The sequence below is a fragment of the Sphingomicrobium aestuariivivum genome (assembly GCF_024721585.1).
Lineage (GTDB): Bacteria > Pseudomonadota > Alphaproteobacteria > Sphingomonadales > Sphingomonadaceae > Sphingomicrobium > Sphingomicrobium aestuariivivum.
Genome location: NZ_CP102629.1, coordinates 1,129,341 through 1,142,481, shown reverse-complemented (window position 1 = coordinate 1,142,481; position 13,141 = coordinate 1,129,341). Strand labels below are relative to the sequence as shown.

General features: G+C 68.4%; 10 protein-coding genes. 6 read left to right on the top strand and 4 right to left on the bottom strand.

Annotated elements, in window-relative coordinates:
- Nucleotides 1–15 precede the first annotated feature (15 nt).
- Nucleotides 16–1,380: a cell envelope integrity protein CreD gene (gene creD / locus NUW81_RS05985; RefSeq protein WP_245111483.1), complete on the top strand. Its 1,365-nt coding sequence runs from the start codon at nt 16–18 to the stop codon at nt 1,378–1,380.
- A 34-nt stretch (nt 1,381–1,414) separates the two neighbouring features.
- A complete protein-coding gene (locus tag NUW81_RS05980) occupies nt 1,415–2,290 on the top strand; it encodes an LOG family protein (protein ID WP_245111481.1) in 876 nt (291 codons plus the stop codon).
- A 15-nt stretch (nt 2,291–2,305) separates the two neighbouring features.
- Here NUW81_RS05980 and NUW81_RS05975 read toward each other — a convergent pair whose 3' ends face one another.
- The 3 genes from NUW81_RS05975 to NUW81_RS05965 are packed head-to-tail and all read right to left on the bottom strand — an operon-like array spanning nt 2,306 to nt 4,562.
- The gene (locus tag NUW81_RS05975) at nt 2,306–2,782 is read right to left on the bottom strand and encodes a DUF1801 domain-containing protein (protein WP_245111478.1); all 477 of its coding nucleotides are present in this window, start codon (nt 2,780–2,782) and stop codon (nt 2,306–2,308) included.
- Nucleotides 2,782–3,489 (bottom strand): c-type cytochrome, encoded by a 708-nt coding sequence (locus NUW81_RS05970; RefSeq protein ID WP_245111476.1) that lies wholly within the window; start codon nt 3,487–3,489, stop codon nt 2,782–2,784. Before NUW81_RS05970 ends, NUW81_RS05975 begins: the two co-directional genes overlap by 1 nt.
- 53 nt (nt 3,490–3,542) lie before the next feature.
- On the bottom strand, nt 3,543–4,562 hold the full coding sequence (locus NUW81_RS05965; RefSeq protein WP_245111474.1) for an A/G-specific adenine glycosylase: 1,020 nt from the start codon (nt 4,560–4,562) through the stop codon (nt 3,543–3,545).
- Nucleotides 4,563–4,589: 27 nt separating this feature from the next.
- Between NUW81_RS05965 and NUW81_RS05960 the strand changes: the two genes are divergently transcribed.
- From NUW81_RS05960 to NUW81_RS05945, 4 genes are all read left to right on the top strand, one after another.
- Entirely contained in the window at nt 4,590–5,135 is a 546-nt protein-coding gene (locus tag NUW81_RS05960) for a DUF721 domain-containing protein (RefSeq protein ID WP_245111472.1), read from the top strand.
- A 20-nt stretch (nt 5,136–5,155) separates the two neighbouring features.
- A complete protein-coding gene (locus NUW81_RS05955) occupies nt 5,156–5,926 on the top strand; it encodes a thioredoxin domain-containing protein (protein ID WP_245111468.1) in 771 nt (256 codons plus the stop codon).
- A 24-nt stretch (nt 5,927–5,950) separates the two neighbouring features.
- The gene (gene smc / locus NUW81_RS05950; RefSeq protein WP_245111466.1) at nt 5,951–9,376 is read left to right on the top strand and encodes a chromosome segregation protein SMC; all 3,426 of its coding nucleotides are present in this window, start codon (nt 5,951–5,953) and stop codon (nt 9,374–9,376) included.
- A gap of 80 nt (nt 9,377–9,456) precedes the next feature.
- A complete protein-coding gene (locus tag NUW81_RS05945) occupies nt 9,457–11,628 on the top strand; it encodes a TonB-dependent receptor (protein ID WP_245111463.1) in 2,172 nt (723 codons plus the stop codon).
- Between the two features lie 85 nt (nt 11,629–11,713).
- Here NUW81_RS05945 and NUW81_RS05940 read toward each other — a convergent pair whose 3' ends face one another.
- Nucleotides 11,714–13,132 carry a UdgX family uracil-DNA binding protein gene (locus tag NUW81_RS05940; protein ID WP_245113703.1) on the bottom strand — a complete coding sequence of 473 codons (1,419 nt, stop codon included), beginning with the start codon at nt 13,130–13,132 and terminating at the stop codon, nt 11,714–11,716.
- Nucleotides 13,133–13,141 lie beyond the last annotated feature (9 nt).

Sequence of the window (13,141 nt, the reverse complement as noted above, 5' to 3'; positions counted from 1 at the left end):
CGAATGGAGTGAGTGATGCCCCTCTTGCGTACCGCCGACGGATCCCGGACCCCGGGGCAGAAACTCGCCATCACCATCCTCATCGGGCTGCTACTCGCGATCCCGCTCTTCGCGACCTGGGCGCTGGTCTACGACCGGCAGTCGGAATCGCGCACCGCGACGCGCTCGATCGTCGAGGGGTGGGGCGACCCGCAGGTGATCGGCACGCCGGTCATCGCGGTGCCCTATTCCGAGGTGCTCGAGGAGCAGGTGGTCGAGAATGGCGTGGCGCGCACCGCCTCGCGACGGGTCGCGAAAACGCTGACCCTGTCGCCCGAGGTGCAGGACGTCTCCATCACCCTGTCGCCCGAGGTGAAGAAGCGCTCCATCTACGAGGCGGTGGTCTATGGCGCGGCGGTCGAGGGGAGCCTGCGCTTCGCCCTGCCGTCGGACATCGCGCGCTATGGCGTGCCGCTGGAGGCGCTCGACTGGGACCGTGCCGAACTGCGTTTCATGATCGCCGATCCCAAGGGGCTTGGCGACAATCCCGACGTGAGTGTCGGGGGCGACAGGCTGCGGCTCAACCCGGGCTATGGCAGCCGCGGGGGCGAGGGCTTTTTCGGTTTCCTCGACGCGGGCATGCTCGCGGCGGGCGAGACGATGGAGGTCGCCTTCGCCTATGAGATTCGCGGCAACGAATCGATTGCCCTGCGCCCCGATGCGGGGACGACCAGCCTGACGCTGACCTCGCCCTGGCCGCATCCGAGCTTCACCGGCGATTTCCTGCCGGCGGCGCGCGAAATCACGGACGAGGGCTTCACCGCCAGCTATCGCATCGGCAACCTTGCGCTCGGCAAGAGCCTCGTCGAGACGGGCGGGGCCAATGCGCGGGCGGCCGAACTGGCGCAGATGCGACTGGCGAACAACGGGCTGGCGGGCGTCAGCCTGTTCCGCCCGGTGGACCTCTATTCGCGCGTCGACCGCGCGACCAAATATGGCTTCCTCCACATCGGCTTCACCTTCCTCGCGCTCCTGCTGTTCGACGTGATCGGGGGCAGGCGCGTGTCGGCGGTGGCCTATTTGCTGGTCGGGGCGGCGCTGGTGCTGTTCTTCGTGCTGCTCCTCGCCTTTGCCGAAGTGACCGGCTTCACCGCTGCCTATGTCGTCGCCAGCATCGCGATCGCGGGGCTGGTGACGCTCTATGTGAAGGCGGTGATGCGCGGATGGCGGCCCGCGCTGACCATCGGCGCGATGCTGGCGGCGCTCTATGCCGCGCTCTACATCCTGCTGGGGCTCGAGAATTTGAGCCTGCTGATCGGCTCGCTGATGCTGTTCGCGGCGCTCGCGGGCGTGATGTATGCGACCCGCCACCTCGATTGGGCGCACGCGCAGGAAGGCTAGAAACTGTCATGGGGAGCGGGTAAGGCCGCTCCCCATGAGTGATAAGCAGAATCCGCGGGACCCGATTTTCCCGTCATCCAAGACCGACGCCGCCGCGGCCGCGACGGTCCCCTCCTCGCCGCAGACCGAGAGCGAGGCCTACAAGCTGGCCTTCCAGGACAATGCGCTGATGCTGCGCGACGAGCTGCGCCCCGTGCGGCTCCAGCTCGAGCTCCTGAAGCCGGAGCTCCTGATGCAGGAGGCGAACATCGCCTCGACCTTCGTCATGTATGGCTCGGCCCGCGTGCCCGAGCCGGAGAAGGCGCAGGAGAAGCTGGCCGAGGCCAAGACCGATTACGAGAAGAAGGTCGCCGAGCGCCTCGTCGCCAAGAGCCGCTATTATGAGGAGGCGCGCAAGCTGGCGCGCATCGCCTCGACCTATCCGGTCGACGATGACGGCGCGCGCCACTTCGTGGTGACGAGCGGTGGTGGTCCGAGCTACATGGAAGCGGCCAACCGCGGCGCGCATGACGAGGGCAAGGAATCGATCGGGCTCAACATCACGTTGCCGCACGAGCAGCTGCCCAACGAATATATCACCCCCGATTTGAGCTTCCAGTTCCACTATTTCGCGCTGCGCAAGATGCACTTCCTCATCCGTGCGCGCGCGGTGGCGGTGTTCCCGGGCGGCTATGGCACCTTCGACGAATTGTTCGAGCTCTTGACGCTGGTACAGACCGGCAAGGTCCACCCGCTCCCCATCCTCGTCTTCGGCAAGGAGGAATTCTGGGACAAGGTCATCGACCTCGAGGCATTGGCGCTCGAGGGCACGATCAGCCCCGGCGACCTCGACCTCATCACCTGGGTCGAGACGGCCGAGGAGGCCTGGGCCGAAGTGTGCAAATGCTACGAGGCCTGCCACCACCCCTAGGGGCGGCGGTCCCGGTCAGGCGCGCTTGCCGCTCTTGAGGGCGGCGGCGCGCGTGACCCTGGCTTCTTCCGCGAAGGCGGCGGGATCCATGTCGATCTCGCGCGCCACCGCGTCCCACGGGACATCGTCCGCGCGCTGGAAACGGATGCAGGCCTTGCCCATGTCGAGCGGCTTGCCGGCAGCCTCGAAGGCTGCCGCGAGCCGCTCTTTTCGTTCCTCCGTCATGTAGGCGCACATGATGTAGAGGCCGAGGTGGTTCTTCTGCGCCGCCAGCGCGGCGAACATCAGCGGCTTCTTGTTGTAGGTGGGCCCCGACACCTCGAGCGGCACCTCGAAGGTGGGGAAACCCCAGGTCATGGCCTCGTCATAGCCGTCGGGAACGATGTCCCTCAAACGCGAAAGCGCGCCGCGAAATTCTTCGCGACGCGCTTCATCGACCGTGTCGACATAGGCAGCGACGTCCGGAGCGTTCCGGTCGCCGGCCCGTGCCATTATTCGCTGGCGCCGTCCGCCTGCGAGCCTTCCGAACCGGTGCCTTCGACCGATTCCTCGGTCAGCTGGTCGGCGGTGTCGCTGTCGGCGGCGGGCTGGAGTTCGCCCTCGGCGGCGGCATCTTCGGCCGCGGCTTCCTCGGGGCTGATTTCGGCGGGCGGGGGCGGGACGGCGATGCCCGAACCCTGCGCGTTGAGGTACATGATGAGGTCGGCGCGATCCTGCGGATCACCGAGGCCGGCGAAGGTCATCTTGTTGCCGGGGGCGAAACCACGCGGGCTGGCGAGCCAGGCCGACATGTTGTCCCAGTCCCAGTTGCCGCCGATGCCCGTCAGCGCGTCCGAATAGGCAAAGCCCGCCTTGGAGGCGATCGGGTTGCCCATGAGGTCGTAGAGGTTGGGGCCGACCTTGTTGGCACCGCCAGCGGTGACGGTGTGGCAGGCCGCGCACTTCTTGAAGACATTCTCGCCGCGCGTGGCGTCGGCCGAGGCAAGGAAGAAGGCGATCGGCTGTTCGACTTCCTCGGCGCCACCCGCTGCCGCCGTGGCGTCGGCGACGTAGGACGGGCAATAGCCGTCGGTGGCGTCTTCGGCGCAGCTGTCGACCTCTTCGCCGTGGAAGACTTCGCTGACGACGAGGGTGGAGCCAAGCGCGATGATACCGGCGAAAAGAACCCAGCCGGCGATCGTGTTGTTGCGGTCCTGCATGATATCCCCAGAAAATTTGCTTGGGTGCCCTTTAGGGCGATGGCTCGCAGCTTTCAAGGCAGGAGGGTGGGCGTATGTTCCCGCTCCGCGAAGGCGGCGAGCGCCTTCTTGTAAAGCGTGGGAAGCCCGGCCTCGTCGAGACGGTCCTTCGGCTGCCACCAGCCCTCCGTGCCGGCGGGCGGCACATCGCGCGATTCGACCGCAAGCGTCAGCGCGAAATGGGTGAAGACATGGCGGATGGCGGGCGCGCCGCCGGCGGGCGCTGGGCCGTCCTGCCAGTCGGTTCCGGGAAGCGCCGCCATCCCACCGAGCACGCCCTTTGTCGGGCGGCGGGTAAGGAAGATGGCGCTGTCCTTTTCGATCACGAAGGCGGTGCCGTGGCGTTCGGGGCGCGCCTTCTTCGGTGGCTTTGGCGGAATGCTCGCGGGCTCGCCCGAGGCGAGGGCGGCGCAGCTTGCCGACAGCGGGCAGGCGGCGCAGTCGGGGGTCGCGGGGCGGCAGATGGTCGCGCCGAGGTCCATCAGCGCCTGCGCCATCTCGCCCGAATCCACGTCCTCGTAGAAGTAGGCGGCGCGCCTCCGGATCTCGGGGCGGGCGTCCTTGACGGGGCGGCGAATCGCGAAATAGCGGGCGACGACGCGCTCGACATTGGTGTCGACGACGACGGCGTCCCGGCCAAAGGCGATGGCGGCGACGGCGGCGGCGGTATAGTCGCCGATGCCAGGCAGGGCGCGCAGTTCGGCCTCGCTGTCGGGAAAGCCGCCGCGCGCGGCGACCTCGACCGCGCAGGCGTGCAGGTTTCGGGCGCGGGCGTAATAGCCGAGCCCGGCCCATTGCGAGAGTACGTCCTCGAGCGGCACGGCGGCCATGGCCTCGACGGTGGGCCAGCGCTCGAGGAAGGCGGCGAAGCGGGGGGTGACGGTGGCCACGGTGGTCTGCTGGAGCATGACCTCGCTGAGCCAGACGTGATAGGGGTCGGGCAGGGCATTGGTGCCCGGCGGCGCCCGCCAAGGCAGCGACCTTGCGTGCGTGCGATAATGTTCAAGCAACAGAAGGCGCGGGCTTTTTCGCATGGCCCGCCTATGGCATGGGTGGAGCCGATGACGAAGAGGGGTGGGAAAAAGGGCGAGGATGCCCCGCGAGTGAATGGCGTGCGGCGCGCGGGCGACCTTGTCGCACCCATCGCGGGGGTGGCGTTCAAGCGCTTCGGATTCATCCAGGGCGCGGTGGTCGAACGCTGGCCCGAAATCGTCGGCGAGAATTACGCGCGCCACAGCCTTCCCGAATCGATCCGCTTCCCGTCGGGCAAGAAGCGCGGCGGCACATTGACCCTGCTGGTCGAGGGCGCACAGGCGCCGCTGTTCCAGCATCTCGCGCCCATGATCATGGAGAAGGTCAACGACTTCTTCGGTGCGGGCGCAGTGACCAAGGTGGTGTTCCGTCAGGGCCGCCTGCCGGTGCGCAAGCCCGCGCCGCAGCGCCCGCGCCCCGCCCCCGTGCCCGAGGAGCTTGGCGAGGGGCTGCGCGAGATCGCCGATCCCGAACTTCGCTCGGTGCTCGAATCGCTTGCCTCGGGGCTCGAAGGCGCCAAGACTGTTCCCAACATTCCGCTCGTCGGCCGCATCGGCGAGAAGAAACTGAAGTAGAATTTCGGAGAGACACACCCATGAAGAAGCTTATCCTCGCCTCGACCGCGCTCGCGCTGGCCGCCTGCAATGGCGACGGTGATGCCGCGGGCGGCAATGCCGACCTGCCGGTCGCCGACGCGCCGATCGAGAATGTCGAGGCGCCCGAGGGGCAGGAGTGGAGCGAGGTCGTCACCATGACCGATGCGGGCGGCTATCTGATGGGTAACCCCGATGCGCCGATCAAGCTCGTCGAATATGGCTCGATGACCTGCGGCGCCTGCGCGCGCTTCGATGCCGAGGGCACCGAGCCGCTCGTCAACGACTATGTCAATTCGGGCCGCGTGAGCTTCGAATATCGCAATTACACCCGCGATGTCGTCGACATCACCGCCTCGCTGCTGGCGCGCTGCGGTGCGGAAGGCACCTTCTTCCCGTTGACCCACGCCATGTTCGGCGCGCAGCAGCAGTGGTTCGGCGAGAGCATCCCGCAGCTCCAGGCGATCCAGGGCCAGCTTAATGCGGCCGCGCCCGCCGAGCAGTTCAAGCTCGTCGCCGAAACGACGGGGCTCAAGACCTTCGCCGCACAGCGCGGGCTGCCCGCCGCCAAGGCCGATGCCTGTCTTGCCGACGAAGCGGCGGCCTCCAAGCTGGTCGCGATCAAGAATGTCGCCGACACCGATTACAATATCTCGGGCACGCCGACCTTCCTCATCAACAACAAGGTGGTCGAGGGCGCCAACCAGTGGCCCGGCCTGCAGCCGATCCTCGCCGCCGCCGTCGGCGAGCCGGCGGGCGACGCCGCCGAGTAAACGGGTGCGGGGGGCTCGACAGACGTGAAGTTCAAGCGCCTCAAACTGTCGGGGTTCAAGAGCTTCGTCGAGCCCACCGAAATGCGCATCGAGAAGGGGCTGACCGGCGTGGTCGGCCCCAACGGATGCGGCAAGTCCAACCTCCTAGAGGCGATCCGCTGGGCAATGGGGGAAGGCAGCCCCAAGTCCTTGCGCGGCTCGGGGATGGAAGATGTCATCTTCGCCGGCACCGAGACGCGACCGCAGCGCGATTTCGCCGAAGTCTCGCTGCTCGTCGAGCGCAGCCAGCAAGAGGCGGGCGAGAACCAGGCAGGCGAGACCGAGGTCACGCGCAGGATCGAGCGCGGCGCGGGCAGTGCCTATCGCCTCAACGGGCGCGACGTGCGCGCCAAGGACGTGGCGCTGCTGTTCGCCGATGCGGCGACGGGGGCGCATAGCCCCGCGCTCGTCAGCCAGGGACGGATCGGCGCGGTCATCGCCGCCAAGCCGCAACAGCGGCGGCAATTGCTCGAGGAAGCGGCGGGCATCTCGGGGCTGCACCAGCGGCGCAAGGATGCCGAAGCGAAGCTGCGCGCGGCCGAAGCCAATCTCGAGCGGCTCGATCATTTGCTCGGCGAGCAGGCAGCGCGAGCGGCAAGCCTCAAGCGGCAGGCCAAGGCGGCCGAACGCTATCGCATCCTTTCCGACAGGATCCGGCTCGCCGAGGCGCAGCTGGTGCTGGCGCAGTGGCAGGAAGCCGACAAGGCCGCGCAGGCGGCCGAAACGGATGCGAAGAATGCCGAGGCGCGGGCGAAATCGCTCGCTGGAGAGCGCGACGCGGCCGAGAAGGCACGCGGTGAGGCCGCCCAGGCGCTGACCGAGGCGCGCGAGGCCGCAGCGCGGGCGCGCGAGCAGGGGCAGGAGATCGGGCACCGGCTGGCGAGCCTTCGTGCCGAGCAGCAGACGCTGGCGCGGCGGATCGCCGATCTCGATGCCGCGGCGGGCGCGCTGGCGGCCGAACAGGCGCGCGAGGCGGCGCTGCGGCAGGATGCGGACAGCGCGATAAAGGCGCTGGAGGAGGAGCAGAAAAGACTCGAGGCCACGCTGTCCTCGGACGAGGAAGAGGCGGCCAAGCTGCGCGGGCGGCTGGGCGATGTCGAGCGGGCCGCGAGCGAGGCGGAAGCGGCGCTGGCATCCTTGGTGGCGCGCGAGGCGGCGGCCAAGGCCGAGCGCACGGTGGCCGAGGCGGCGCTCGAGGCGGCGCAGGCGCAATGCGCGCGGACCGAGAACGAGATGCGGCGGCTGGCCGAACAGGAAGCGGCCTTGGATGCGGGCGATGATTATCGTGCCGCATTGGAAGCCGCCGAGAAAGCGGCAGGCGTGGCGAAAAAGCGGGTCGCCGATGCCGAGAAGGCGATCGCGGAGGCCGAGGCCAAAGGCGCGGCGGCGGGCGACAAGCGCGATGCCGCCGAGGCGGCGCGGGCCGAGGCGCAGGCGGCGCTGGCGACGGTCGAGGCCGAGCATCGCGTGCTGGCGAGCGCGCTCGAGAAGGGCGAGACGGGGCTGATCGCGGGGATCCGCGCGGCGCCGGGATACGAGCGCGCGCTGGCGGCGGCGCTGGGCGAGGATTTGCACGCCGAGATCGGCGGCGAGGGTGCACGGCGCTGGGCCGAGGGCAGCGCCGACGAAAGCGGCGATCCCGAGCTGCCGGAGGGCGCGGAGCCGCTGTCGGACCATGTGGAGGCGCCGCCCGCGCTGCACCGTCGCCTGTCGATGATCGGGGTGGTGGAGGAGGATCGCGGGCAGGCATTGGCGGCGGGGCAGCGGCTGGTGACGCGCGACGGGATCATGCGGCGCTGGGACGGTTTCACCGTGTCGGGCGAGGGGGCGGCGGAGGCCGAGCGGCTGGAGCGCGTCAATCGCGCCGAGGCGCTGGCGGCAAAATTGCCGGGGCTGAGGGCTGCAGCCGAAGAGGCACAGGCGGCGCGCGATGCGGTGGAAAAGGCGATCGGGCAGGCGCGCGAGGCCGAACGCGAGGCACGGTCGCGACTGGCGCGCGCCGAGGAAGCGCGGCGCGAGGCGGCGCGCGACATCGACCGCGCGAAGGGCGCGATCGAACGGCAGGACGAACGCAAGGCGGCGCTGGCCGAACGGCGCGAGGAGTTGAAGCCGCTCGCGAAGAGCGCTGAAGAGCGGTTGCACGAGGCGCAGCGCGCGCTTGCCGCGCTGCCCGATCATGTCGGGCTGTCGGGCGAGGTCGCGGCTGCGCGGGAAAAAGCGAGCGAGGCGGGGCGCGCGGTCGCCGACCAGCGCGCGGCAGTGGCGACCCGCCAGCAGGGCATCGAGGCGGCGCGCGAGCGGCAGGGGCAGGCGGCGCGCGAGGCGGCAAGCTGGCGGGCGCGGGCGCGCGATGCCGAGGAGCGGCTGCAAGGCAATGCCGAGCGCGCGAAGGCGCAAGGGCTGGAGCGCGAGGAACTGGCGGGCAAGCCGCAGGAGGTTGCCGAGAAGATCGCGCGGCTCGAGGAGGAGCAGCGCGGGCGCGCGGCGGCCAATGCCGACGTGCTCGAGGCCGAGCGCGAGGCGCAGGCCGCGCTCCGGCAGGCCGAGGGCACGCTGGCGGCGGCGGCCGAATCGCATTCGAACGCGCGCGAGATCAGGGCGGCGGCGCAGGCGCGCGCCGAGGCCGCGGCCGAGCGGCGGCGCGACCGCGCGCGGGCGAGCGGGGAGGCCTATGGCTGCCCGCCCATCCTGCTCGCGGAGAAATTCGGGTTCGACGATGCGGCGCTGCCCAAGGCCTCGGCGCTCAAGGAGGAAGTGGCGGGGCTCACCGCGCAGCGCGAGCGAATCGGGCCGGTGAACCTCGTCGCCGAAGAAGAATTGAAACAGCTCGAGGACGAGCAGCAGGGGAGCGCCGCCGAGCGCGAGGAACTGGGCGAGGCGATCTCGCGGTTGCGCGGCTCGATCGGCCATCTCAATCGCGAGGGGCGGGTGCGCCTGCTCGCCGCCTTCGAGGCGGTGGATGCGCATTTCCAGAGCCTGTTCACCACGCTGTTCGGGGGCGGCAAGGCGCATCTCGAACTGGTCGAATCGGACGATCCGCTCGAAGCGGGGCTCGAGATCATGGCGCAGCCGCCGGGCAAGAAGCTGGCCGCGCTGACGCTCCTGTCGGGGGGCGAGCAGGCGCTGACGGCGGTGGCGCTGATCTTCGCGCTGTTCCTGACCAACCCCGCGCCGATCTGCGTGCTCGACGAGGTGGACGCGCCTCTCGACGATGCCAATGTCGAGCGCTTCTGCGACCTCCTCGAGCGGATGAATGCCGAGACCGAGACGCGCTATCTCATCGTCACGCACAATGCGGTGACGATGAGCCGGATGGACCGGCTCTACGGGGTGACGATGGTCGAGCGGGGGGTGAGCCGGCTGGTGTCGGTCGACCTCGAGGCGGCGGAGGAACTGATCGCGGCGGAATAGCCCGCCCCTTTTTCGCTATTGCGAATGATTATCAGTAACGATAGAGCGGCTTCCAACACTCAAGAGGAGAAGCCGTTTCCATGTCCCGTTCGTCGTTCCGATTCGCCCTGCTCGCCACCGCCGCTATCGCCGCGCCGGCCGCCGCTGTCGCCGGCACCGTGCCGAGCGCCGAGGGCATGGTCGCCGTCGAGATGGGCGGCGAAGGCCCGGGCGATCCGATCGTCGTGACCGGCAAGCGCGACGGCTATGGCGCCGACCGCAGCGCGAGCGCGACCAAGACCGACAGCGACCTCAACGACGTGCCGCAGGCGGTCAGCATCGTCACCGCCGAACAGATTTCGGACCAGGCGCTGCGCAGCATCGGCGATGTCGTCAGCTACGTGCCCGGCATCTCGATCGAATCGGGCGAGGGCCATCGCGACGCCATCGTCATCCGCGGCCTTTCCTCGACCGCCGACTTCTTCACCGACGGGCTGCGCGACGATGTCCAGCATTATCGCGGCCTCTACAATGTCGAGCGCGTCGAAGTGCTGAAAGGGCCCAATGCGCTGGTTTTCGGCCGCGGTGGCGGTGGCGGCATCGTCAACCGCGTCATCAAGCGCCCCTTCCATGACCAGTATTTCGCGGGCGGCATCTCGATCGACAGTGAAGGTGCCGGCTTCGTCGAACTCGACCTCAACAGTCCGCTGGCCGCCAACACCGAAGGTCGCCTCAACGCGGTCTACGAACGGTTCGACAATTTCCGCGACATCGAAGGCGATCGCTTCGCGGTGAACCCGACTCTCTCGGTGCATCTCTCGCCGACCACGCGCCTCGACCTTGGCTATGAATATGCCGAGGACAATCGCGACGTCGACCGCGGCCTGCCGCCGGCGTTCGAGGGCACGATCGACAATCCGGCGACGGCGATCGACGGGTTCGACGAGACCTTCTTCGGGCTGCGCGACGGCAACCGCACCGATTTCCACAAGCATGTCGCCGATGCGCGTCTCGAGGCGCAGTTGGGTTCGAACCTCACGTTCGTCTCCAAGGGCCTGTTCGGCAGTTACGACAAATTCTACCGCAACGCGCTGCCCTCGAGCGCGGTGACCGAGATCGACGGCGTCGATAGCGTCAAGATCACGGCTTATGAGGACTTCATCCAGCGCGAGAGCTTCCTGTGGCAGAATGACGTGATCGCGACGCTGGCGACCGGCGGGGTCACCCATCGCCTCCTCGTCGGTGCGGACATGAGCCTGCAGTGGAGCGACGCGGGTCGCCTGCGCGGCTTCTTCGACGGACTTCCCGCGGAGGACAAGAGCCCCAACGGACGCGAGACCTTCGTGCCGCTGGCGCAGGATATCGTCATCCCCGAAATCACCTTCCGCGGCGGGTCGGGCGAACGCTCGAGCGAAACCGAGGTCGAGGCCTTCGGCATCTACGTCCAGGACCAGGTCGAGATCGGTGAGCATCTCGAACTGATCGCGGGCCTGCGTCACGATTGGGTCGACATCCGTGTTGCCGACTTCATCGGCGATACCGACCTGTCGCGCTCCGACAGCCTGTGGAGCCCGCGCCTCGGTGCGGTGGTCAAGCCGAATGAGGACTTGAGCTTCTACGCCAGCTGGAGCCGCAGCTACCTGCCGCAGTCTGGCGACCAGTTCGCCTCGCTGTCGCCGACCACCGCGGCATTGGAGCCCGAGCGCTTCACCAATTACGAAGTCGGCGCCAAGTGGCGCGTCATCCCCGACTTCGACGTGACGCTTGCTGCCTACCGCCTCGATCGCACCAATGTACGCGCCGAAGACCCGACCTCGGGTGACACGGTGTTGACCGGCGAGATCCGCGCCGAGGGCGTCGAGCTCGAGGTGCACGGCAAGGTCGGGCGCCTCAGCCTGGCTGGCGGCATGGCCTTCCAGAATGCCGAAGTGACCAGCGACACGGGCGCCGCGCCCGAAGGTCGCCAGGTCGCCGACCTGCCCGATTTCGACGCCTCGCTCTGGGGTCGCTACGACGTCACCGATCGCCTCGGCGTTGGGCTGGGCGTCAGCCACCGCAGCTCGATGTTCGCCAGCTTCTCGAACGAGGTGAAGGTCGAGGCGCTGACGCTGGTCGATGCGGGGGTTTTCTATGACCTCACCGACGACATCGCGCTGCAGGTCAATGTCGAAAACCTGTTCGACACCGACGGCATCGTCTTCGCGCACAACGACAACAACCTCTATCCGGTCGAGGGCCGCACGGCGCGCGCGACACTGCGCTTCGGCTTCTGACCTGAAGGGTCATCCCAGCGTAGGCTGGGATCCATGTCACGGCGATAACCCTCCATGGCATGGCCCCCAGCCTTCGCTGGGGCGACTATGAGGTTTCGGCAAATCGACGGGCGCGCTTCAGGTCTTCCACGAAGCGCGCCCGTTCTTCTTCTGCCCGGACGCGGTCGGGCAGGCGCAGCAGGTAGCTCGGGTGGACGGTGAGGAAGGCCGTGCTGCCGTCGGGGAGCTGTCGCGGGCTATCGCGCAGCTTGCCGATGGTCACCGGCTTGCCGAACAGCGCGCGGCCTGCGGTGGCGCCCAGCGCGACGGTGACGGGGGGCACGACCAGCTCGCGCTCCTGTTTCAGCCACCAGTTGCAGGCGGTGATTTCGCCGGCATTGGGCGATTGGTGGATGCGGCGCTTGCCCCGTAGCTGATATTTGAAATGCTTGACCGCGTTGGTGACATAGGCGCGTGAGCGGTCGACGCCGGCCTCTGCCAGCGCTTCATCGAGAAGCTGGCCGGCGGGGCCGACGAAGGGCTTGCCCGCGAGGTCCTCGGCATCGCCCGGTTGCTCGCCGACCAGCATGAGCATGGGGTCGAGGGGGCCTTCGCCGAACACGGTCTGCGTGGCGTTGCAGTGGAGATCGCAAGCCGTGCAGGCGCCGGCTTCTTCGCGCAGCTGCGCCCAGGCGGCCTCGACGTTGGTGGGGCGAGTTTTCGGCACGGCGGGGACGGTTTCCCGCCGCGACAGGCTCGTCTCGATCATCTCGGATTCGCGCTTCTGCGCGCCCGCGAGCAGCTCGGGGATGAGCGCCGTCTCGGGCATGTTCTTCCAATATTTCCTGGGCATCTCGGCGGTCATCGCCTTCACCTTCACCCGCGCGGGATTGAAGATCGACTTGTAATAGGTCTTCCACGTCGCCTCGACCGGATCGCCGTCGGGGGCGTCGGCGCGGGTGGCGCCGGGGGTCTCGGCGAGTTGCTCGCCGTCCCAGTGGATGCAGGTCTCGGGGGTGAGGATCGACCAGCGCATGTTGGGAAAGCGCCGGATGAAGAAACCGGCCTCTGCGCGGGTGATATGATGGTCGGGTTCGAACCAGGCGACCATGCGTGTCGTGCCGCCTTCCTCCTCCAGCTCGCGGAAGCGGACGAAGGCGTGCATCTTGTGCGCATCGCGGCCGACTTCCTTGGCGAGCCGGTCGAGGCGCACGACAAGCGGGTCGGCGCGGTCGGACAGCGCGTCGCGGTTCGACTGCAGCTTCCACAACATGGCGTAGAGCAGCGCATAGCGTTCGGGGTCCGAATGGAGCGCGACGCGCTTCGCGAGGCCGGGGAACGCCTTGGGGACGCGAATGTCGCGGCTGCCCTCGGGGAGGGGGGCATCGTCGCCGAACAGCCCGACCTCCTCCCCCGCCACCTCGAAGCTTACCGCCTGCGGGGGGATGCCCGCCGATACGAGACCGCGTGCCGCCTCGCGCCACCCGTCATAATCGTCGGGGCGGGCGAGGAGCACGCGGTGGATGTCGATCTG